This is a genomic window from Streptomyces sp. BK208 (assembly GCF_004364245.1).
Classification (GTDB): domain Bacteria; phylum Actinomycetota; class Actinomycetes; order Streptomycetales; family Streptomycetaceae; genus Streptomyces.
Window position 1 is genome coordinate 286,474 of the sequence record NZ_SOAV01000012.1, and the last position, 21,742, is coordinate 308,215.

Annotated in this window: 14 protein-coding genes; 9 read left to right on the plus strand and 5 right to left on the minus strand. The window is 73.4% G+C overall.

Features of this window, described 5'->3' with window-relative positions:
* Positions 1 to 32 precede the first annotated feature (32 nt).
* Positions 33 to 1,457: a sulfatase-like hydrolase/transferase gene (locus EV562_RS27725; RefSeq protein ID WP_133889586.1), complete on the plus strand. Its 1,425-nt coding sequence runs from the start codon at positions 33 to 35 to the stop codon at positions 1,455 to 1,457.
* A gap of 16 nt (positions 1,458 to 1,473) precedes the next feature.
* Here EV562_RS27725 and EV562_RS27730 read toward each other — a convergent pair whose 3' ends face one another.
* The 4 genes from EV562_RS27730 to EV562_RS27745 all read right to left on the minus strand — a co-directional run bounded on the left by EV562_RS27730 (position 1,474) and on the right by EV562_RS27745 (position 5,227).
* Positions 1,474 to 2,046 carry a response regulator transcription factor gene (locus EV562_RS27730; RefSeq protein ID WP_279588515.1) on the minus strand — a complete coding sequence of 191 codons (573 nt, stop codon included), beginning with the start codon at positions 2,044 to 2,046 and terminating at the stop codon, positions 1,474 to 1,476.
* Between the two features lie 151 nt (positions 2,047 to 2,197).
* A complete protein-coding gene (locus tag EV562_RS27735) occupies positions 2,198 to 3,451 on the minus strand; it encodes a sensor histidine kinase (RefSeq protein WP_208298435.1) in 1,254 nt (417 codons plus the stop codon).
* 127 nt (positions 3,452 to 3,578) lie between these two features.
* Positions 3,579 to 4,328, minus strand: a complete 750-nt coding sequence (locus EV562_RS27740; RefSeq protein ID WP_133889588.1) for an ABC transporter permease — start codon at positions 4,326 to 4,328, stop codon at positions 3,579 to 3,581.
* Positions 4,325 to 5,227, minus strand: coding sequence for an ABC transporter ATP-binding protein (locus EV562_RS27745; protein ID WP_166662021.1), 903 nt, complete (start codon positions 5,225 to 5,227; stop codon positions 4,325 to 4,327). Before EV562_RS27745 ends, EV562_RS27740 begins: the two co-directional genes overlap by 4 nt.
* 211 nt (positions 5,228 to 5,438) lie before the next feature.
* Between EV562_RS27745 and EV562_RS27750 the strand changes: the two genes are divergently transcribed.
* From EV562_RS27750 to EV562_RS27780, 7 genes are all read left to right on the plus strand, one after another.
* Positions 5,439 to 7,373 (plus strand): ABC transporter ATP-binding protein, encoded by a 1,935-nt coding sequence (locus tag EV562_RS27750; RefSeq protein WP_133889589.1) that lies wholly within the window; start codon positions 5,439 to 5,441, stop codon positions 7,371 to 7,373.
* On the plus strand, positions 7,370 to 9,256 hold the full coding sequence (locus tag EV562_RS27755; RefSeq protein WP_133889590.1) for an ABC transporter ATP-binding protein: 1,887 nt from the start codon (positions 7,370 to 7,372) through the stop codon (positions 9,254 to 9,256). The genes EV562_RS27750 and EV562_RS27755 overlap by 4 nt, the downstream gene beginning before the upstream one ends.
* Positions 9,253 to 11,163, plus strand: a complete 1,911-nt coding sequence (locus tag EV562_RS27760) for an ABC transporter ATP-binding protein (RefSeq protein ID WP_243860192.1) — start codon at positions 9,253 to 9,255, stop codon at positions 11,161 to 11,163. The genes EV562_RS27755 and EV562_RS27760 overlap by 4 nt, the downstream gene beginning before the upstream one ends.
* Positions 11,160 to 12,920 carry an ABC transporter ATP-binding protein gene (locus tag EV562_RS27765; RefSeq protein WP_133889591.1) on the plus strand — a complete coding sequence of 587 codons (1,761 nt, stop codon included), beginning with the start codon at positions 11,160 to 11,162 and terminating at the stop codon, positions 12,918 to 12,920. Before EV562_RS27760 ends, EV562_RS27765 begins: the two co-directional genes overlap by 4 nt.
* A gap of 289 nt (positions 12,921 to 13,209) precedes the next feature.
* Positions 13,210 to 15,264, plus strand: coding sequence for a M4 family metallopeptidase (locus tag EV562_RS27770; protein ID WP_208298436.1), 2,055 nt, complete (start codon positions 13,210 to 13,212; stop codon positions 15,262 to 15,264).
* A 335-nt stretch (positions 15,265 to 15,599) separates the two neighbouring features.
* Entirely contained in the window at positions 15,600 to 17,249 is a 1,650-nt protein-coding gene (locus EV562_RS27775; protein ID WP_133889593.1) for a M4 family metallopeptidase, read from the plus strand.
* An 80-nt stretch (positions 17,250 to 17,329) separates the two neighbouring features.
* Positions 17,330 to 17,839 carry a DUF1990 domain-containing protein gene (locus EV562_RS27780; protein WP_133889594.1) on the plus strand — a complete coding sequence of 170 codons (510 nt, stop codon included), beginning with the start codon at positions 17,330 to 17,332 and terminating at the stop codon, positions 17,837 to 17,839.
* Between the two features lie 33 nt (positions 17,840 to 17,872).
* Here the strand turns inward: EV562_RS27780 and EV562_RS27785 are convergent, their stop codons facing one another.
* Positions 17,873 to 20,491 carry a glycosyltransferase family 1 protein gene (locus EV562_RS27785; protein WP_133889595.1) on the minus strand — a complete coding sequence of 873 codons (2,619 nt, stop codon included), beginning with the start codon at positions 20,489 to 20,491 and terminating at the stop codon, positions 17,873 to 17,875.
* A 426-nt stretch (positions 20,492 to 20,917) separates the two neighbouring features.
* On the opposite strand from EV562_RS27785, the gene EV562_RS27790 reads away from it, so the two are divergent.
* On the plus strand, positions 20,918 to 21,742 hold an 825-nt coding region (locus tag EV562_RS27790), incomplete at its 3' end, for a maltotransferase domain-containing protein (RefSeq protein ID WP_133889596.1).

The following is a 21,742-nucleotide window of genomic DNA, read 5'->3' on the forward strand; positions in this document are numbered from 1 at the left end:
GCGCACCTCCGACCTAGTCCAGGGGACCACCCATGCCCGAGATGTCCCGCCGCGTTTTCGGCGGCCTGGTCGGCGGCGGTGCGGTGAGCGCCGTCGCCGGTACGTCCGCCGCCGAGGCCGCCACGTCCTCCACCGCCGCCTCCGCGCCCGGCGAACGTCCCTTCGCCGCCCGCACCCGCCCCGCGTCCCGGCCCGGCAGACGTCCCAACATCCTGTTCATCCTCGGCGACGACCTCGGCTGGGCCGACCTGTCCTCGTACGGCGCCCCGCACATCAGGACCCCGCACCTGGACCGGCTCGCCGCGCAGGGCGTGCGGTTCACCCAGGCGTACTCGGGGTCGGCGACCTGCTCCCCCACCCGGTTCAGCCTGTACACCGGGCGGTATCCGGGCCGCACCGAGGGCGGGCTCGCGGAGCCGATCGGCGACCGCGGCCAGGGCCTCGACCCGAACCACCCGACCCTGGCGTCGCTGCTGAGGCAGGCCGGTTACGCCACCGCTCTGATCGGCAAGTGGCACTGCGGCTGGCTCCCCGACCACAGCCCGACCAGATCCGGGTGGGACGAGTTCTTCGGCAACTTCGGCGGTGCGCTGGAGTACTTCTCCAAGCTGGGCCAGCTCGGCGACTACGACCTGTACGAGGGCGACGCCACGTACCAGGACCTGCGCTACTACACCACCGTCCTGACCGAGCGGGCCGTCGAGTACGTCGGCCGCGAGCACGGCCGGCCGTGGCTGCTGAACCTGAACTTCACCACCCCGCACTGGCCGTGGCTGACCGAGGACGACGAGGAGACCGGCGCCGCGATCGCCGCGGAGGTGCGCGAGGGGAACGTCCTGGGCGCCCTGCTGCACAACGACGGCGGCTCGGTCGAGAAGTACCGGGAGATGGTCGAGAACCTGGACGCCTCGGTCGGCAGGGTGCTCGTGGCGCTGCGCCGGTCCGGCCAGGAGGAGAACACGGTCGTCGTCTTCGCCAGCGACAACGGCGGCGAGCGCTTCTCGTACCAGTGGCCGCTGAGCGGCGGCAAGTCGCAGCTCCTGGAGGGCGGCATCAGGGTGCCGACCGTGCTGCGCTGGCCGGCCCGTGTCGACGGACGGCAGGTCAGCCACGAGCCGGTCTACTCGCCCGACTGGACGGCGACGCTGCTGGAGCTGGGCGGCGCCCGGCCGGACCCGGCGTACCCCCTCGACGGGCACAGCCTCGCCGACTACCTGCTGCACGGCCGCGAGCTGCCCGAACGCGACCTGTTCTGGCGGGTGCGGGGCAACCGCGCGCTGCGACGGGGCGACTGGAAGTACTACCGGGACGCTCAGGGCCGCGACCACCTGTACGACCTCGCCGCCGACGCCCGCGAGCAGGCGGACCGCGCGCAGGACCGGCCCGAGCTGCTGGCCGAGTTGAGGGCGGCCTGGGAGCGGACCGACCACGAGCTGCTGCCCTACCCGGCGGCCTGAGGCCCCGGGGGGCGGGTCAGCCGAGGATGCCCCGCTCGTACCCCGTCGCGACGGCCGCCGCGCGGTCGCTCACGCCGAGCTTGGCGTACAGGTGGGTGAGGTGGGTCTTCACGGTCGCCTCGCTGATGAACAGCTCCCGGGCGATCTCCTTGTTGGAGGTGCCCCGGGCGACCAGGGCGAGCACCTCGCGTTCGCGGGCGGAGAGGGGCTCGCCGCCGGGTGTCCTCGGGCCGCGGACGGCGGAGACCAGGCGGGAGGCGACCGCCGGGGACAGGACCGTGCGTCCCTCGGCCGCCGCGCGGACCGCGGTGAACAGGTCGTCGCGGGGGGCGTCCTTGAGGAGGTAGCCGGTGGCACCGGCCTCGATGGCGGGCAGGGTGTCGGAGTCCGTGTCGTACGTGGTGAGCACGAGCACGCGCGCGCGGGCACCGCGCCGGGTCAGCTCCCGGATGGCGTCGACGCCCGAACCGCCCGGCATCCGCAGGTCCATGAGGATCACGTCGGGGTCGAGCGCGGCGGCCCGCTCCAGTGCCTCGGCGCCGCCCGCGGCCTCGCCGAGGACGCGGAAGCCGGGCGCGGACTCGAACATGCCGCGCAGGCCGTCGCGGACCACGGGGTGGTCGTCGACGACGAGGAGGGTGATCACGCCGTCCGGGGTCGTCCCGTCGCCGGTCGGGCCACCGCCGGTCGGGGCGTCGCCGGTCGGGGGGTTCCGGGTCGGGGGCTTCCGGGTCGGGGCGTCATCGGTCATGGCGGACCAACGGTACGCGAGCGGAGACGGCCGTGCCGTGCCCCGGTTCCGCCTCCACGGTGAGCGAACCGGCGATGCGCTCGGCGCGGGACCGCATGCCGTCCAGGCCGAAGCCGCCGGCGGGGGTGCACGCGCGCGCGGTCGGCGGATCGAAGCCCCGGCCGTCGTCGCGGACGTCGAGGGTGACCTCGTCGCCCATGTAGGAGAGGGTGACGCCCACCCGGCCGGCGGCGGCGTGCCGGGCCGTGTTGGACAGGGCCTCCTGGGCGATGCGCAGGAGTGTGGCGGCGACCTCGTCGTGGAGTTGCTCGGCGGTGCCGGTGACGGTGAACCGGGCCTGGACGCCGGTGCGCTCGCCCCATTCCGTCACCGTCTTCTTCAGCGCGTCCGGCAGTCCGTCGTCGGCCAGCGCGACCGGCGAGAGGTTGTGCACGGAGCGGCGGGCCTCGCCGAGGCTGTGCCGGGCCAGGGCGAGGGCCCGGTCCAGGTGCGCGCGGCCGAGCGCCTGGTCCGGGGTGGCCGCCACGACCTGGAGCTGCGCGATGATGCCGGTCAGGCCCTGGGCGATGGTGTCGTGGATCTCGGCGGCCAGCCGCCTGCGCTCGTCGGCGACCCCCGCCTCCCGGGCCTGGACGAGGAGCTGGGCGTGAAGGGCGGCGTTCTCGTCGAGGGCCTGCTGGAGGGCGGTGTTGGTGCGCTCCAGCTCGGCGATGGTCTCGACCCGGGTGCGGCTGCGGGCCTCCTCCAGGGCGGCGAAGTGCCCGAAGACGGCCAGCAGCATGCTGTTGACGGTGAGGATCGCGCCGAAGAGGACCCAGCCCATCAGCCCCTGGGGCGGCAGCCCGCCGGACTGCGACCCCGCGAGGGTGACGGCGGTGGCGAACAGCCCCGCCCGGCACAGCCGGCGCGGCAGCAGGTGCTGGGCGCCGAAGTAGCCGACGACCGCGTAGAAGGCGAAGAGCGGGTTCAGCCAGGTGAGCGCGAAGCCCACGGCCCAGCGGACGGCGTAGTAGCAGGTGCCGGCCGGGGACGGTCCCGGGCGGCTCCGCACGGCTCGGTTCCACCACAGTTGCAGCGCGACGGCCGCGCCGATCAGGGCGCCGCTCGCCCGGCGTTCGCCGGTGGTCATGCCGATGGCGTCGGCGGCCGACCAGGCGATCAGGGTCCCGACGGCCAGCAGGGCGTACGGGCCCCAGCGGTGGAAGGCCGCCCACCGTTCGTCGACCGTCACCGTCCGCGTCATGGGGTCATTGTCGGACACGCCGCGGCCTCCCTCGCTCGCTCTCGTTCCCGGCGCTCGCTCCGGGCGCTCGTTCCCTGATCTCGCTCCGGGCGCTCGTTCCCGGCTCTCCGGCGGTCCGCCCCGGCGCTCACTCCCAGCGGAACCAGCGCGAGGCGGCCGCCGTGAGCAGCACCATCCAGGCCACCAGGACCGCCAGGTGGGTCCAGCCCGGCCAGTCGCCCGCGGCGGCCTCATTCAGGGCCTGCGCGGCCGCGCCGAACGGGGTCCAGCCCACGACGCGGGCGAGCAGGTCCGGCATGGCCTGCACCGGCAGCCACACGCCCGCGCAGAACATCGCCGGGAACAGCGCGGCCGACCCGATCGCACCGGCGATCTTCGTGGTGCGGGACAGCGCGGAGAGCACGGCGCCCAGGGAGAGCGCGGCGAGTACCGCGAGCAGCAGCGCGAGGAGGTAGCCGAAGGGCTGTCCGGGCAGCGCCACGTCGAAGGCGAGCCGGCCGACCGCGAGCGCGAGCAGCGCCGAGACCAGGGCGGCCGCGCCGCACACCACCATCTGCGCGGACAGCAGTGCCGCCGGACGCACCGGCGTGGCGGACATCCGGCGCAGGATGCCGCGCTCGCGGTAACCGGTGAGGACCTGCGGCATGCCCTGGAGGCCGCCGACGGTCAGGCCGAGCAGCACGGACACCGGAACGTAGGCGTCGACCGGCCGCAGCCCGTCGAAGGAGGGGTCGGCCTCCCGGAAGGACGGGACGGAGCCCAGGATCACCAGCAGCAGGGTCGGGAACACCAGCATCCAGAACAGGGCGCCGGGTTCGCGGCGGAACAGCCGCACCTCGGTCCGCAGTACGGCGGTGTCGAAGACGTCGGCGCTCATGCGGTGGCCTCCGTGAGGTCCAGGAAGGCGTCGTCCAGCGTGGTGTCGGTGACCCGGAGCTGGTGGGCGGTGACGCGGGTGCGGGCGAGCAGGGTGATGACGGCGTTGACCGTCTCGTCCGTGCCGGACAGGGTGACGCGGCCGTCCTTGTGGTCGACGGAGGCGAGTGCGGGCAGCGCGCGCAGGTCCGCCTCGGGCAGCGGGGCGGACGGGGTGAAGCTGATGACGGTGGCGCCCGCCGAGCGCCGGATCAGCCCGGCCGGGGTGTCCAGCGCGGCGACCCGGCCCCGGTCGATCACCGCGATCCGGTCGCACAGGCGCTGGGCCTCCTCCATGAAGTGGGTGACCAGCAGGACGGTGACGCCGCCCGCGCGGATGTCCTCGATGAGCTGCCAGGTCTCCCGGCGGGCGCGCGGGTCCAGGCCGGTGGTCAGCTCGTCCAGGACGACGACGCGGGGGGCGCCGACCAGGGCGAGCGCGATGAACAGGCGCTGCTTCTGACCGCCGGACAGCTTGGCGAACCGGGTGTCCAGCAGGGGGGTGAGGTCGAGCCGCTCGGCGAGCGGGCGCCAGTCGGCCGGGGCCGGGTAGAAGGCGGCGTACAGCTCCAGGGCCTCGCGGACGGTGAGCTTGGGCTGCAGTTCGCTCTGCTGGAGCTGGGCGCCCAGGACCCGGGCGACCCGCTCGTGGTCGGCGACGGGGTCCAGGCCGGTGACCCGGACCCGGCCGGCGTCGGGGACGCGCAGTCCCCCGACGCACTCGACGGTGGTGGTCTTGCCGGCGCCGTTGGGTCCGAGGACGCCGAAGATCTCGCCCTCCTCGACGGTGAAGGACACACCGTCGACGACGGGGCGGCCGCCGTAGGACTTGCGCAGGTCGGTGACTTCGATGACGGGCATGGAGCAAGCGTCCCCGCGGCCCGGGCCCCGGCACATCGGCCGACGCGCTCGAAGGCGCATCAGCCGATCGGTTGATGCGCCCGTACGACCCGGCGGGGCGCCGCCGCGACCCGGTGAGCCCTGCGTACGACTCCGGTGAGCCCTCCGTCGACCCCGGCGGGCCGGAAAACCCGGTGGGCAGTGTCAGTGGTGAACCGTAGGCTCGCCGCTGATGCCCACGACACCTGCACCCGCCACGGATCTCGGTCCGGACCCCGTTCCGCCGGCCGCCGCGGACCTCGCCGAGAAGCGCTCCACCGTGCGTGCCCTGCTGCGGCTGTGGCCCTATGTCCGGCCGGTGCGCGCCCGGTTGGGGACGGCGGCGGTCATAGCGATCCTCGCCTCCTGCGTCGGGCTGGTGATCCCGCTCGTCCTGAAGTGGATGGTGGACGGGCCGGTGGCCGACGGCGACCCGGCCGGGGTGTGGCTCGGGGCGGGGTACCTGCTGCTCCTCGGAGTGGCGGAGGCACTGCTGTTCGGGCTGCGGCGGTGGCTGGTGGCCAGGCCGCTGGCCGGGGTCGAGGCGGGCATGCGCGCTGACCTCTACCGGCATCTGCAGCGGCTGCCGGTGGCCTTCCACGACCGCTGGGCCTCGGGACAGTTGCTGTCGCGCGGGACGACCGACCTGATGCTGCTCCGCATGTTCCTCGCCTTCCCGCTGACGTTCCTGCTCGTCAACGGCGTGACGATCCTGGTCGGCGTCGGCATCATGCTGGTCCAGGACTGGACGCTGGGGCTGGTCGTGCTGGGGCCCGCCGTTCCGGTGATGATCACCTGCGGGATCTTCGAGAAGAAGTACTCCGCGGTCGCGCGGCGCGCCCAGGACCAGGTCGGCGACCTGACCACCGTGGTCGAGGAGAGCGTGCTCGGCATCCGGATCATCAAGGGCTTCGGCCGGCACCGCAGCCAGGCCCGCGCCTTCCACGAGCTGTCGCACACGTTGCGCGGGACGGAGCTGCGCAAGGCGCGGCTGCTGGCGGCGATCTGGGCGGTCATCGTGACGCTGCCCGAGGTGGCGATCGGCGCGGCGCTGGTGGTCGGGTCGGTGCAGGTGGCGGACGGGGCGCTGTCGGCGGGGACGCTGGTGGCGTTCCTGTCCACGGCACTGGCGCTGCGGTGGCCGGTGGAGTCCATCGGCTTCCTGCTGGCGATGAGCCAGGAGGCGGCGACGGCCACGGACCGGTACTTCGAGGTGATGGACGCGCAGGTCGAGTCGGCGGGGGGTGCCGGTGACCGTACGCCGGTGCCGGAAAGCGGGGGGCGCGGCCCGGCGTCGCGGGGTGCCGCCCGGGCCGTTCAGGCACCGGGGGAGGCACGACTGCCCGCAGCGACGGACGGCCTCCGGTTCGAGAACGTGCGGTTCCGCTATCCCGACGCCGCCCCCGGCTCCCCGCCTCTCCTCGCCGACGTCGACCTGCACATCCGCTCCGGCGAGTCCATGGCCCTGGTCGGTGCCACCGGCAGCGGCAAGACGACGCTGACCGCGCTCGTCCCCCGCCTGCACGAGGTGACCGGCGGCCGGATCACGCTGGACGGCGAGGACATCACCGCCCTGTCCCGCGAGGAGCTGCGGGCCATGGTCGCCGTCGCCTTCGAGGAACCCACCCTCTTCTCGGCCACCGTCGGCGAGAACGTGCTGATGGGGGCCGCCGAGGACGCCGGCGCCGCGGAGCTGGACCGCGCACTCGCCGTCGCGCAGGCCGACTTCGCGCACGCCCTCCCCGAGGGCACCGGCACCCAGGTCGGCGAGCAGGGCCTCAGCCTCTCCGGCGGCCAGCGCCAGCGCCTGGCGCTCGCGCGGGCGGTGGTCGGCAGGCCGAGGTTCCTCGTCCTGGACGATCCGCTGTCCGCCCTCGACGTGCACACGGAGGCCGCGGTGGAGGCCGCCCTGCGGCAGGTCCTCGCGGACACCACCGCGCTGATCGTGGCCCACCGCCCGTCCACCGTGCTGCTCGCCGACCGTGTCGCCCTGCTCTCCGAGGGGCGCATCGCCGCCGTCGGCACCCATCACGAACTGCTGCGCACCAGCCCCGAGTACGCCCGTCTGATGTCGGGCCTCGCCGGGGCCGGGGACGACGAGGACCTCCAGGAAGGGGACGGCCGATGACCGCGCCCACGGCCACCGTGCCGGACCGGGGACAGCCGGAGGACCCGCGGCAGGCGGACCCGGCCGCGGCGGGGACGGGGACGGGCTCCGCCGGCGACGTCTTCGACCAGGACGTCCTGCCCAGCCCGCCCGGCGCGACGGGCGCCCTGCTGCGCTCCCTGCTGGCGCCCTTCAAGGCGCGGGTGGCCCTCACCGTCCTCCTCCTGCTGCTGCAGCAGGCGGCCGTGCAGGCGGGCCCGCTGCTGGTGGCGTACGCCATCGACCACGCCGTGCCGGCCCTGCGCGACGACGACCACGGGCCGTTGATCGCGGTGGGGGCCGGGTACCTGCTGTGCTCGCTGGCGGCGGGCGGGCTGCAGTACGCCTTCATCGCGGCGGCGGCCCGGGTCAGCCAGGACGTGCTGCTCGACCTGCGCGGCCGCATCTTCCGGCACGCGCAGGCACTCAGCGTCGACTTCCACGAGCGCTACACCTCGGGCCGTCTCATCTCGCGGTCCACCACGGACGTGGAGTCGCTGCGCGAACTGCTCGACGAGGGACTCCAGGAGCTGGTGACGGTCATCCTGTCGTTCGTCTACATCGCCGCGCTGCTGCTCTGGCTCGACCTCGGCCTCGGCGCCGTGGCGGTGGCGTCGTTCGTGCCGCTGTACGCGCTGGTGCGGCTCTACCGGCGGCGCGCGGGGCGGGTGTACCGGCAGCGGTCGACGGCGATCGCGGCGGTGATCGTGAAGTTCGTGGAGACGATGAACGGCATCCGGCCGGTGCGCGCCTTCCGCCGGGAGGCCGCCAACGACGCCGGCTTCGCGATCCTGAACCACCACCACGAACGGACCAACGGCGACGCGCTGCTGGAGATGGCCCGGTACGTCGTCGGTTCGCGGCTGGTCGCCAACACGGCCGTCGCGGGGATCGTGCTGTGGGGCGCCTACCGGGTCGCCGACGACACCCTCGCGCTCGGTGTGCTGGCGGCGGCGGTCCTGTACCTGCGCCGCCTGTACGACCCGATCGACCGGCTCGGCATGTTCCTGAACTCGTACCAGTCCGCCGCGGCCTCCCTGGAGAAGATCGCCGGGCTGCTGGCACAGACGCCGGCGGTGCCCGAGCCGGCCGCGCCGAAGGAGCTGCCGCCGCCGGCGTCGGAGCTGCCCGGCCGCGAGGTCGTCTTCGAGTCGGTGAGCTTCGGCTACCGCACCGGCGGCGAGGTACTGCCGCGCTTCGAGCTGACGCTCCCGGCCGGGCAGACCGTCGCAGTGGTGGGCTCGACCGGCGCGGGCAAGTCGACGCTGGCCAAGCTGCTCGCCCGGTTCTACGACCCCTCGGCGGGGCGGGTCCTGCTGGACGGCACCGACCTGCGCGACCTGGCCGTGCCCGAACTGCGGCGCGGGGTCGTCATGGTGACGCAGGAGGCGTTCCTGTTCTCCGGCACGGTCGCCGACAACATCGCCATCGGCCGTCCGGAGGCGACGCGGGAGGAGATCGAGCGGGCCGCGAAGGCGATCGGCGCGCACGACTTCATCACCGCCCTGCCCGACGGCTACGACACCGACGTGCGCAAGCGGGGCGGCCGTATCTCGGCCGGTCAGCGGCAGTTGGTGGCGTTCGCGAGGGCGCTGCTCGCGGACCCGGCGGTACTGATCCTGGACGAGGCGACCAGTTCGCTGGACATCCCCGGGGAGCGGGCGGTGCAGCGGGCGATGACGACGGTGCTGAAGGGCCGTACGGCGGTCGTGATCGCGCACCGGCTGTCCACCGTGGAGATCGCCGACCGGGTGCTGGTGATGGAGCACGGGCGGATCGTCGAGGACGGCGCCCCGGACGAGTTGATCGCCGGCACGGGCCGCTTCGCGGACCTGCACCGGGCCTGGCGGGACAGCTTGGCATGAGGATCGACGCGTACGCGGATCCGGGCGCACCGGACCGGCGGGGCGGCTGGCGGTACCTGGCGTGGCTGGTCCGGCGGCAGTGGCCGCGGTGTCTGGCCGGGGCGGTGCTGGCCAGTGTCTGGATGGTGCTGCTGGCGGCGACGCCGTATCTGATGGCGCGGGCCGTCGACCAGGGCCTGGAGCCCGGTGACATGGGCGCGCTGGCGGGCTGGGCGGCGGCGATGGTCGCCGTCGGCGCGGTCAACGCCTGGCTGGGCCTGATGCGGCACCGCACGATGACGAAGGTGCGGATGGACGCCAACTTCCGCACCGTCAAGGTGGTCGTCGGCCAGGCGGCGCGCCTGGGCGCGGCGCTGCGCGCCCAGGTGGGAGCCGGTGAGGTCGTCACCATCGGGGTGGGTGACGTGCAGACCGTCAGCACCTCCCTCACGGCCGTGGGGCCGGGTGTCGGGGCGGTCGTGGCCTACGCGGCGGTCGGCGGACTGATGCTCTCGGTGTCGGTCCGGCTCGCCCTGGTGGTGCTGCTGGGGGTGCCGCTGCTCGGGGTGGTGCTCGGTCCGCTGATGGGCCGGCTGCAGGGCCGGGAGACCGAGTACCGGGAGCGGCAGTCGGTGCTGACCGCCCGGATCGGCGACCTCGCGGGCGGACTGCGGGTGCTGAACGGGCTGGGCGGCAAGGGCCTGGTCGCGGACGCCTTCCGCCGTGACTCGGGCCGGCTGCGCGAGCAGGGCTACCGGGTCGGCGCGGTGACCAGCTGGATCCAGGCCCTCGGGGTGGGGCTGCCGGTGCTGTTCCTGGCCCTGGTGACCTGGCTGGGCGCCCGGCTGGCGGCGCAGGGGCAGATCAGCGTGGGCGAACTGGTGTCGGTGTACGGCTATGTCGTCGCGCTGGGCTGGCCGGTGGCGTTCCTCATCGAGATGGGCCACCAGCTCAGCCGCGGTGTGGTGGCCGCCCGGCGGGTCGTCGCCTTCCTGCGCCTGGAACCGGAACCGGACACGGGCACGCGCAACGCCCCGGCGGAACCCTCGGTGCTGTACGACCCGGCCTCGGGCGTCCGGGTCTCCCCCGGCCGCCTGACCGCGATCGTCGCCTCCCGCCCGTCCGACGCCACCGGCGTCCTGGACCGCCTGGGCCGCTACACCCCGTCCGACGCGATCTGGGGCGACGTCCCCCTGGCCGACATCCCCCTCACCCAGATCCGCTCCCGCATCCTGGTCGCCGACCCGGAGGCCGACCTCTTCGCAGGCACCTTGCACGACGTCATAGGCGCTCCGGACACCGACCTCAGGGGCGCGGGCAACTGCGCGACAAGCCACAGCGCACCCGCACTCGGCGGACAACCCGCCGGGGCAGACGAGACGCCGCGCCTCGCCGCGGCCATCCACGCGGCCGTCCACGCGGCCGCGGCCGAGGACATAGTCCGCGCCCTCCCGGACGGCCTGAGAACCCAGGTCGCGGCGCAAGGCCGTGACCTGTCCGGCGGACAACGCCAACGCATCCGGCTGGCGAGGGCCCTGCTGACCGACCCGGAAGTCCTCCTCGCCGCCGAGCCCACCTCCGCCCTGGACGCCCACACGGAGGCCACCGTGGCCGACCGCCTCAAGCACGCCCGCCGGGGCCGGACCACGGTGCTGGCCGCCACCTCACCGCTCCTCCTCGACCGCGCGGACGTCGTGCACCACCTGGTGGACGGCAAGGTCGCCGCCACCGGCACACACCGCGAACTCCTGGACACCGAACCGGAGTACCGCGCCCTGGTCGCGCGGGACGACGCGGAGGACACCGGAGACACCGGAGACGCCGCAGGCACCGCAGGCACCGCAGGCACCGCAGGCACCGCAGGCACCGCAGACACCGCAGGCACCGCAGTCGCGAAGAGCGCCGAAGAAGGGGAGCCGGCCCGATGACCCATCTGCCCGTCGCCGAGCGCGCCGACGTCCGCCGCGCGGCGACCGGCCTCGTGCGCGCCGACCTGAGGTCCTTCGCCGTCGTCCTCGGCCTCAACGCGCTGGCGGCGCTCGCCGGTCTCGCGGGCCCCTGGCTGCTGGGGCGGATCGTCGACGAGGTGCGCGGCGGGAGCGGGGTCGGCGCCGTGGACCGGATGGCGCTCGCCATCCTGCTGTGCTCGCTGGCGCAGCTGCTGCTGGCCCGCTGGGCGCGGTACGTGGGGCACCGGTTCGGGGAGCGGACGCTCGCCCGGGTGCGTGAGCGGTACGTGGAACGGGCGCTGGCGCTGCCCGCGTCGGTGGTGGAGCGGGCGGGGACCGGGGACCTGACGACGCGCGGGACCGCCGACGTGACCGCCGTCGGCACGACACTGCGCGACGCCGGTCCCGAGCTGCTGGTCAACGCCGTGCAGGCGCTGTTCCTCATCGGCGCGGTGTTCGTGCTGGACCCGCTGCTGGGGCTGGTCGGGGTGCTGGGGCTGACGCCGGCCTGGCTGGCGCTGCGCTGGTACCTGCGCCGGGCGCGGGCCGCCTACCTCGCCGAGGGCGCGGCCGGGTCGGACGTGGCGGAGAGTCTGGCGGCCACCGTGGCGGGGGCCCGCACGGTGGAGGCGTTCGGGCTGGCCGAGCGGCGCGTCACGACGAACCGTGCGGCACTGGAGGCCTCGCGGCGCACTCGCTTCCGCACGCTGTTCCTGCGCAGCGTGTTCTTCCCGGCGGTGGACATCAGCTACGTGCTCCCCGTGGCGGGCGTGCTGCTCCTCGGCGGCGTCCTGCGCGCCCACGGGTCGGCGAGTCTCGGTGCGGTGGTGTCCTGCGCCGTGTACCTCCAGCAGCTGGCCGGGCCGCTCGACGAGGTGCTGATGCGGACCGAGGAGCTGCAGGCAGGTGCCGCGTCCTTCGCCCGGGTGGAGGGGCTGGCGCGGGCCCCGCGGGGGACGGCGGACGAGTCGGCGGTGCCCGCGGACGACCGTATCGACGTGTCCGGGGTGCGGTACGCCTACGAGCGGGGCGGCGAGGTGCTGCGCGGGGTGGACCTGAGCGTGCGGCCGGGCGAGCGGCTGGCGCTGGTGGGCCCTTCAGGGGCCGGCAAGACCACGCTGAGCCGGCTGCTGGCGGGGACCGACGCGCCGACCGAGGGCTCGGTGACGGTGGGCGGGGTGCCCGTGGTCGCGCTGGGCCCGGAGCGGCTGCGCCGTCAGGTGGTGCTGGTCACCCAGGAGCACCACGTGTTCCTGGGCACGGTTCGCGACAATCTCCTCATCGCCGAACCGGGCGCCCCGGACGAGGAGTTGTGGGCCGCTCTCGCCGCCGTCGGCGCCGAGGGGTGGGTGCGTGAGCTGCCCGCGGGCCTCGACACGGAGCTGGGGGCGAAGGAGCACGCGCACGCCACGGACGGCTCGCAGGCCCAGCAGCTCGCGCTGGCCCGGGTGGTGCTGGCCGACCCGCACACCCTGATCCTCGACGAGGCCACCGCCCTGCTGGACCCGTCCACGGCCCGGCACACGGAGCGGGCGCTGGCGGCCGTGCTGAAGGGCCGTACGGTCATCGCCATCGCGCACCGCCTGCACACCGCGCACGACGCCGACCGGGTGGCGGTGATGGAGGACGGCCTGCTGTCCGAGCTGGGCACGCACGACGAACTGGTGGCGGCGGGCGGGGCGTACGCGGCCCTGTGGGGCTCCTGGCACGGGGAGCGGTCCCCCGTTACTGACTGACCGCACAGCAGCGGGGCCCGAACGGCAACGATTCCGTTTATCGAACGTGAACGCCCGGTCAACGAACCATTTCCAGCCAAGTTACTGACGCGCTCCTGACAAGGAGCGCGTTCTCCTGCCACTCTTCCGTCGGCCCCTTCACAGCGCCCCCACAGCTTCCCCACGAGCGCTGTGCCGCGGCCAGCTCCTAGCACGTGGTTTCTGCGTACCGCACAGTTCCGCCCGGCCGGCCACCCGCCGACCGGTCTCCCTGGCCGCGTGACCCGCGGCCACGCAGAAGGAGTCGGTGTTGAGCAGCAACACTCCCCACAGACGCACCTCCCACACCACCTCTCACATCTCCTCGCGCCGCGTCACGCACCGGCGCGCCGCGGCCGTCGCCCTGGCGGGCGTCGCCGCACTGATCGCCACGGCGGTCCAGTCCGGCGCCGCCACCGCGGCCCCCGGCCCGTCCCCGGCGAAGGGCAGCGAGCTGGTCCGGCTCAGCCCGGCCCAGCGCGCCGAACTGATCCGCGACGCCAACGCCGCCAAGGCGAAGACCGCCGACGAGCTGGGCCTGGGCGCCAAGGAGAAGCTGGTCGTCCGGGACGTGGCCAAGGACAGCGACGGCACCCTGCACACCCGCTACGAGCGCACCTACGACGGCCTGCCCGTCCTCGGCGGCGACCTCGTGGTGACCAGTGACGCGGGCAAGACGGAGCAGGTCGTGAAGGCCACGGCGAAGGCCATCAGGCCGGCCACCGTGACGCCGAAGATCTCCGCCGCCAAGGCCCAGTCGCAGGCGCTGTCCGCCGCGAAGGCGGCCGGAGCCGGGCAGCCGGCCGCCGACCGCGCCCCGCGCAAGGTGGTCTGGGCGGCGAACGGCACGCCGGTCCTGGCGTACGAGACGGTCGTGGGCGGCCTCCAGGAGGACGGCACCCCGAACGAGCTGCACGTCGTCACCGACGCCGCCACCGGTGCCAAACTGTTCGAGTACCAGGGCATCGAGAACGGCACCGGCAACACGATGTACAGCGGCACGGTGACGCTGGGCACCGCGCAGTCGGGGTCGTCGTACACGCTGACCGACACCGCGCGCGGCAACCACAAGACGTACAACCTCAACCGCAGCACCTCGGGCACCGGAACGCTCTTCTCCGGGCCCGACGACGTGTGGGGCAACGGCACCGCGTCCAACGCCGAGACCGCCGCCGCCGACGCGCACTACGGTGCCGCGCTGACCTGGGACTACTACAAGAACGTGCACGGCCGTTCGGGCATCCGCGGTGACGGTGTGGGCGCGTACAGCCGGGTCCACTACGGCAACAACTACGTCAACGCCTTCTGGTCGGACGACTGCTTCTGCATGACGTACGGCGACGGCTCGGGCAACGCCCACCCGCTCACCGCCATCGACGTGGCCGGTCACGAGATGACCCACGGCGTCACGTCCAACACCGCGGGCCTCAACTACAGCGGCGAGTCCGGCGGTCTGAACGAGGCCACGTCCGACATCTTCGGCACGTCGGTCGAGTTCTACGCCAACAACTCCTCGGACGTCGGCGACTACCTCATCGGCGAGGAGATCGACATCAACGGGGACGGCACCCCGCTGCGCTACATGGACAAGCCCAGCAAGGACGGCGCGTCCAAGGACTACTGGTACTCGGGGATCGGCGGGGTGGACGTCCACTACTCGTCCGGCCCGGCGAACCACTTCTTCTACCTGCTCAGCGAGGGCAGCGGCACCAAGACCATCAACGGTGTCACCTACAACTCGCCCACCTCGGACGGCCTCCCGGTCACCGGCATAGGCCGCGCCAAGGCGGAGAAGATCTGGTTCCGCGCGCTGACCACCAAGTTCACCTCGACCACCAACTACGCGGGCGCCCGTACCGGCACCCTCGCGGCGGCCGGTGAGCTGTACGGCACGACCAGCGCCGAGTACACGGCCGTGGCCAACGCGTGGGCGGGCATCGCCGTCGGCTCGCGGCCCGGCGGCGGCGACCCCGGCGGCGGCACCACGTTCGAGAACGCCGCGAACGTGAACATCCCCGACTACGGGTCGGCGGTCACCTCGTCCGTCACGGTCTCCGGCCGCACCGGCAACGCGCCGAGCAACCTCAAGGTGGGCGTGGACATCGTGCACACCTGGCGCGGTGACCTGCAGATCGACCTGGTCGCGCCCGACGGCTCCACGTACCGCCTGAAGAACAGCGGCAACGACTCGGCGGACGACGTGCACGAGACCTACACGGTCAACGCCTCCTCCGAGACGGCCAACGGCACCTGGAAGCTGCGCGTCCAGGACCTGGGTCCGGCGGACACCGGCTACATCGACGCCTGGCGGCTCACCTTCCCGTAGGCCGGCCGGCCCACGGGTGCACCACCCCAAGTCAGGGCGCCGCCCCGGAGGTTCGATTCCTCCGGAGCGGCGCCCTCTCCATGTCCACGCGTCCTCACACCCGTCCACCCGTTTTTTGCCAAGCACTTACGCATGCCTTGTTGCGACTTGAACCAGGTCACGCGGCCTTCACATTTCCGCAACACAGGCCCTGACATCACTTTTCGGCCAACATCATTCCGCCCTCCTGACATGTACGCGCCTTCGGTGTCAGTCTTCCGTCACCCACAGCACAACTTCGCAGTAACCGGCCGGACACCCCACGCCGTCCGGGACCCCCCACCGAAGGAGTTTGTGTGTCTCACCTCATCGCGCGTCACCGTCGCACGACGCTGGCCCTCGCCACCGCGGTCGCCGCGGGAGCGCTCCTCACCACCGGTCTGACCGCGGGCAACGCCGCCGCGGACGGCAGCGCGCCGCAGGCACTCGCGGGCGCTCCCGTCCTGCTGTCGGACACCGCGCGCAGCGCGCTCATACAGGAGCAGCAGGCCGGCGCGGCGGCCGCGGCCCGGGAGCTGGGACTGGGCGCCAAGGAGAAGCTGGTCGTCAAGGACGTGGTCAAGGACCACGACGGCACCGTGCACACCCGCTACGAGCGCACCTACGCCGGCCTGCCCGTCCTCGGCGGCGACCTGGTCGTGCACCGGTCGAAGTCCGGTGCCACCGAGGGCGTCACCAAGGCGACCAGAGCCGCCGTCGAGGTCGCCACCGTCACGCCGAAGGTGAAGGCGGCCAAGGCCGAGCAGCAGGCGCTGTCCGCCGCCAAGGACGCCGGTTCGTCGAAGACGGCGGCCGACTCCGCGCCCCGCAAGGTGATCTGGGCGGCCGGGGGCAAGCCCGTCCTCGCCTACGAGACCGTGGTCGGCGGCCTCCAGGACGACGGCACCCCGAACGAACTGCACGTCGTGACCGACGCCGCCACCGGCGCCGAGCTGCACGAGTACCAGGGCGTCGAGACCGGCTCGGGCAAAAGCCTGTACTCCGGCACGGTCGAGCTGGGCACCACCAAGTCCGGCTCGTCGTACCAGCTGTACGACACCGGGCGCGGCGGCCACAAGACGTACAACCTGGCCCGCAAGACCTCCGGCACCGGCACCCTGTTCACCGACGCCGACGACACCTGGGGCACCGGCACCGCCTCCAGCGACCCCCAGGACCAGACCGCCGCCGTCGACGCCGCCTACGGGGCCCAGACCACCTGGGACTTCTACAAGCAGACCTTCGGCCGCAACGGCATCAAGAACGACGGCAAGGCGGCCTACTCCCGCGTCCACTACGGCAGCAACTACGTCAACGCCTTCTGGTCCGACGCCTGCTTCTGCATGACGTACGGCGACGGCACGGGCAACACCAACCCGCTGACCTCGCTGGACGTCGCCGGTCACGAGATGAGCCACGGCGTCACGTCCAACACCGCGGGCCTCGAGTACAGCGGTGAGTCCGGCGGCCTCAACGAGGCCACCAGCGACATCTTCGGCACCGGCGTGGAGTACTTCGCGAACAGCTCGACCGACAAGGGCGACTACCTCATCGGCGAGGCCATCGACATCAACGGCGACGGCACCCCGCTGCGCTACATGGACAAGCCCAGCAAGGACGGCGCCTCCAAGGACTACTGGGACTCCGGTCTCGGCGGCGTCGACGTGCACTACTCCTCGGGCCCGGCCAACCACTTCTTCTTCCTGCTGGCCGAGGGCAGCGGCTCGCGGACGGTCGACGGGGTGAAGTACGACTCCCCGACCTCCGACGGCTCCACCGTCACCGGCATCGGCCGCGCCAAGGCGCTGCAGGTCTGGTACAAGGCGCTGACCGAGTACATGACGTCGACGACCGACTACGCGGCCGCCCGCAAGGCGACCCTGAGCGCGGCGTCGGACCTCTACGGCGCCGACAGCACCGAGTACAAGACGGTGGGCGCGGCCTGGACCGCGATCAACGTGGGCTGACCGGGAGCGACCCCGGCACCGACACGACGGGCGGCACCCGGAACCAGCGGTTCCCGGGTGCCGCTCTAGTCTTGGTGCCCATGTCCTTCACGTACGACGACGTCGGTGCCACCCGCGAGCAGGGCCACTGCCCGCCCGGCTTCCGCCCCATGCACGTACGCACCCGCCTCGGGGAGGGCGAACCGGTGTTCCGGCGGGCGGCCGAGGCCGTGCTCACCTGGGAGATGCACCGGGAGATGGGCGTCGGCATCGACGCGGACGCGGAACGTGCCGCGCCCGGCGTCGACGTCACCGTCACCCTCGCCGGCATGATCAAGGCGCCCTGCCGGGTGGTGTGGACCCTGGAGGAGCCGCGCCGGGCCGGCTGGGCCTACGGCACGCTGCCGGGTCACCCGGAGTCCGGCGAGGAGGCCTTCGTGGTGGACCGCACGGGCGACGGCACCGTGTGGCTGACCGTGTCCGCCTTCAGCCGCCCCGCCAAGTGGTACGCCAAGGCCGGCGGACCGGCCGCCCGGGCCTTCCAGCACGCCTACGCCCGGCGCTGCGGCACCGTACTGCGACGGCTGAGCGGCGGCGAGGAGGAGGGCTGAGCCGCGCCCCCTCGCCGTCCGCCGTCCGGTGGCTCACCGCATCAGCAGCCCGGCCGCCTCGCCCAGGTCGCCGGAGGGCACCGTGACCAGGCCGGTCTCCACGCCGGAGGCCAGCAGCCGGTGCGCGGGCAGGACGCGGACCGTGTAACCGAAGGGACCGGTGCGGTCCAGGGCGAGCGGGCCCTCGTACACCCAGCGGCCCTCCAGGTCGGGGCCGCCCACCGGTTTCAGCGGCACCTTCGCCGCGTCGGTGATCCGGTCCTCCGAGTCCACCCGGCCGGAGACCGCCTGCACCTCCACGTCCTCCGGCGCGAGGTCGCCGAGCTTCACCCGCACCCGCAGCGCGAGGGTGGCGCCCAGCTCGGCGCTGGCGGTGGCGGCGGACGTCTCCACGTGGTCGACGCTCACCCCCGGCCAGGCCGCCCGCACCCGTGCCTTCCATTCGGCGAGCCCGCGCGCGGAGTCCGGGTCCATCGCGCGGTGCGCCTCGGCGGCGGGGGCGTAGAGCCGCTCCACGTACTCGCGGACCATGCGGCCGGCCAGCACCTTCGGGCCGAGCAGGGAGAGGGTCCGGCGGACCATCTCCAGCCACCGGTCGGGCAGCCCGCTCGCGCCCCGCTCGTAGAAACGCGGGGTGATCCGCTGCTCCAGCAGGTCGTAGAGGGCGTTGGCCTCTATGGCGTCGCGCCGGTCCGGGTCGGTACCCGCGCCGTCGGCGGTGGGGATCGCCCAGCCGAAGTCGGGCCGGTACCACTCGTCCCACCAGCCGTCGAGCACCGACAGGTTGAGGCAGCCGTTGAGGGCCGCCTTCATGCCGGAGGTGCCGCACGCCTCCAGGGGCCGCAGGGGGTTGTTGAGCCAGATGTCGCAGCCGGGGTAGAGCTTCTGGGCCATCGCCATGCCGTAGTCCGGCAGGAACACGATGCGGTGCCGCACCCGCGCGTCGTCCGCGAACCGCACCAGCTCCTGCACCAGCCGCTTGCCGCCCTCGTCCGCCGGGTGCGCCTTGCCCGCCACGACGATCTGGATCGGCCGCTCGGGGTGCAGGAGCAGCTCCGTCAGCCGCTCCCGGTCCCGCAGCATCAGCGTGAGCCGCTTGTACGAGGGGACGCGCCGCGCGAAGCCGATGGTGAGGACGTCCGGGTCGAGGACGTCGTCGATCCAGCCCAGCTCGGCCGTCCCGGCACCGCGCTGCCGCCAGGAGGCGCGCAGCCGCTCGCGCACCTCCTCCACGAGCTGTTCGCGCAGGGTGCGGCGCAGCTCCCAGATGTCCTGGTCGGGGATGTCGGCCACCGAGTCCCAGCGCTCCGAGCCGCCGACGGTCAGCGCGTCCTCGGCCCGCTGCGCGCCGATCTGCCGCGCGCCCAGCCGGAACACCTCGGGCGCCACCCAGGTCGGCGCGTGCACCCCGTTGGTGACGGAGGTGATGGGCACCTCGTCGGCGTCGAAGCCGGGCCACAGTCCGGCGAACATCTGGCGGCTGACCCCGCCGTGCAGCAGGGAGACGCCGTTGGCGCGCTGGGCCAGGCGCAGCCCCATCACGGCCATGTTGAACAGGTTCGGCTCGCCGCCCGGGTAGGTCTCCATGCCGAGCCGGAGGACGCGCTCGACGTCGATGCGCGGAAGCTCGGAGTCGGGGCCGAAGTGGCGGGCGACCAGCTCGCGGTCGAAGCGGTCGATACCGGCCGGGACGGGGGTGTGGGTGGTGAAGACGGTGCCCGCCCGCACCGCTTCCAGCGCCGACCCGAACTCCAGGCCCTCGTCGCACAGTTCGGCGATGCGCTCCAGCCCGAGGAAACCGGCGTGGCCCTCGTTGGTGTGGAACACCTCCGGCGCGGCGTGGCCGGTGAGCCGGCAGTACGTGCGCACCGCCCGGACACCTCCTATGCCGAGGAGCATCTCCTGGAGCAGCCGGTGCTCGCTGCCGCCGCCGTAGAGCCGGTCGGTGACACCGCGCTCGCCCGGGTCGTTCTCCTCGACGTCGGAGTCGAGGAGCAGCAGCGGCACCCGGCCGACCTGGGCCAGCCAGATCCGGGCGCGCAGCTCCCGGCCGCCGGGCAGCGCGAGGGCGACGTGGGCGGGGGTGCCGTCGTGTTCCTTCAGGGGGACGAGGGGCAGCTCGTGGGGGTCGAGGACGGGGTAGTGCTCCTGCTGCCAGCCGTCCCGGGACAGGGTTTGGCGGAAGTAGCCGTGGCGGTACAGCAGGCCCACGCCGACGAGCGGCACGCCGAGGTCGCTGGCGGCCTTCAGGTGGTCGCCGGCCAGGATGCCGAGGCCGCCGGAGTACTGGGGCAGCGCTGCGGTGATGCCGAACTCGGGCGAGAAGTAGGCGACGGCGGCGGGCAGTCGGCCCTGCTGGGTCTGGTACCAGCGGTCGCCGGTCATGTAGTGGTCGAGGTCGTCGGCCACCGCGGTCAGCCGGCGCAGGAAACGCCGGTCCTCGGCCAGCTCCGCGAGGCGCGCGGGCGGCACGGTGCCGAGCAGCCGTACCGGGTCGCGGCCGGACGCGGTCCAGCACTCGGGGTCGACGGACTGGAAGAGGTCGCGGGTCTCCGGATGCCAGGACCAGCGCAGATTCCGGGCCAGATCACTGAGCGGCCGGAGGGGGTCGGGGAGAACGGGACGGACGGTCAGTCGACGAATCGCCTTCACCCTGACGACGTTACCTCGCGATGTGTCCCGAGTCGGGGCCTTGGCCCCCGGCCCTCCGAATCGGCCTGAACGGGTTCGTCCTCGCTCACCGGACGGGCTAACGCGCGCGGCGTGTCGCGACGGTGCGGCGCCGCGTGTGCCGATATGGCCGGATCTTTCCCCGTCGGCCTTCTTGTGATGCTCGGGCCCGCACGAAAAGCTGCACATGTCGCGAAGAACGCTGATTGCGGGAGCGGCATCCGGGAACGCGACGGTCAACCGCCGTGTGTGCCGCGAGTGTCGACATACGCGGGAGTAGTTAACAAAGCGCCGGATTGCCCACCGGAAGAGTGTGGGAAGGCTCCTGCGGTACGCCCCGTAAGCATCTCGCAGGACCCACCTCCCCGGAGTCATCCGGCCACCCAGTTGACGCGGACAGGAGCGGTCATGCCCGCCACGCACCACTCGTCAGCAACCTCCACGCAGAGCACGGCCGTCGTCGGACGTATCCCCGTGCTGGACGTCCGCCCGGTGGTCCAGCGCGGGCGCAGGCCCGCCAAGGCCGTCACCGGCGAGTCGTTCGAGGTGACCGCCACCGTGTTCCGGGAGGGGCACGACGCGGTGGCCGCCAACGTCGTGCTGAAGGACCCCGAGGGCCGGCCGGGTCCCTGGACGCCGATGCGGGAACTGGCCCCCGGCACCGACCGCTGGGGCGCCACCGTCACGGCGGGCGAGCCCGGACGGTGGTCGTTCACGGTGGAGGCGTGGAGCGATCCGGTCACCACCTGGCGCCACCACGCGAGCGTCAAGATCCCGGCCGGGATGGACACGGACCTGGTCCTGGAGGAGGGCGCCCGGCTGTACGAGCGGGCCGCCGCGGAGGTGCCCGCAAGCGCGGACCGGCGTGAGCTGCTGGCCGCCGTCGAAGCGCTGCGCGACGAGAGCAGGCCGCCCGCGTCCCGGCTGGCGGCGGCGTTGACGCCGGAGGTGGACGCGGTGCTGGCCCGGCATCCGCTGCGGGACCTGGTCACCTCCTCCGAACCGCTGCCCCTGCTGGTGGAACGCGAACGCGCCCTGTACGGCGCCTGGTACGAGTTCTTCCCCCGCTCCGAGGGCACCCCCGAGCAGCCCCACGGCACCTTCCGCACCGCCGCCCGCCGCCTGCCCGCGATCGCCGCCATGGGCTTCGACGTCGTCTACCTCCCGCCCGTCCACCCCATCGGCACCACCCACCGCAAGGGCCGCAACAACACCCTCTCCGCCACCCCCGAC

Bases quoted from the DNA above. Each gene is read 5' to 3' on its own strand.
- EV562_RS27725 (WP_133889586.1), top strand. From the start codon at position 33: ATGCCCGAGATGTCCCGCCGCGTTTTCGGCGGCCTGGTCGGCGGCGGT.
- EV562_RS27730 (WP_279588515.1), bottom strand. From the start codon at position 2,046: ATGTTCGAGTCCGCGCCCGGCTTCCGCGTCCTCGGCGAGGCCGCGGGC.
- EV562_RS27735 (WP_208298435.1), bottom strand. From the start codon at position 3,451: ATGACGCGGACGGTGACGGTCGACGAACGGTGGGCGGCCTTCCACCGC.
- EV562_RS27740 (WP_133889588.1), bottom strand. From the start codon at position 4,328: ATGAGCGCCGACGTCTTCGACACCGCCGTACTGCGGACCGAGGTGCGG.
- EV562_RS27745 (WP_166662021.1), bottom strand. From the start codon at position 5,227: ATGCCCGTCATCGAAGTCACCGACCTGCGCAAGTCCTACGGCGGCCGC.
- EV562_RS27750 (WP_133889589.1), top strand. From the start codon at position 5,439: ATGCCCACGACACCTGCACCCGCCACGGATCTCGGTCCGGACCCCGTT.
- EV562_RS27755 (WP_133889590.1), top strand. From the start codon at position 7,370: ATGACCGCGCCCACGGCCACCGTGCCGGACCGGGGACAGCCGGAGGAC.
- EV562_RS27760 (WP_243860192.1), top strand. From the start codon at position 9,253: ATGAGGATCGACGCGTACGCGGATCCGGGCGCACCGGACCGGCGGGGC.
- EV562_RS27765 (WP_133889591.1), top strand. From the start codon at position 11,160: ATGACCCATCTGCCCGTCGCCGAGCGCGCCGACGTCCGCCGCGCGGCG.
- EV562_RS27780 (WP_133889594.1), top strand. From the start codon at position 17,330: ATGTCCTTCACGTACGACGACGTCGGTGCCACCCGCGAGCAGGGCCAC.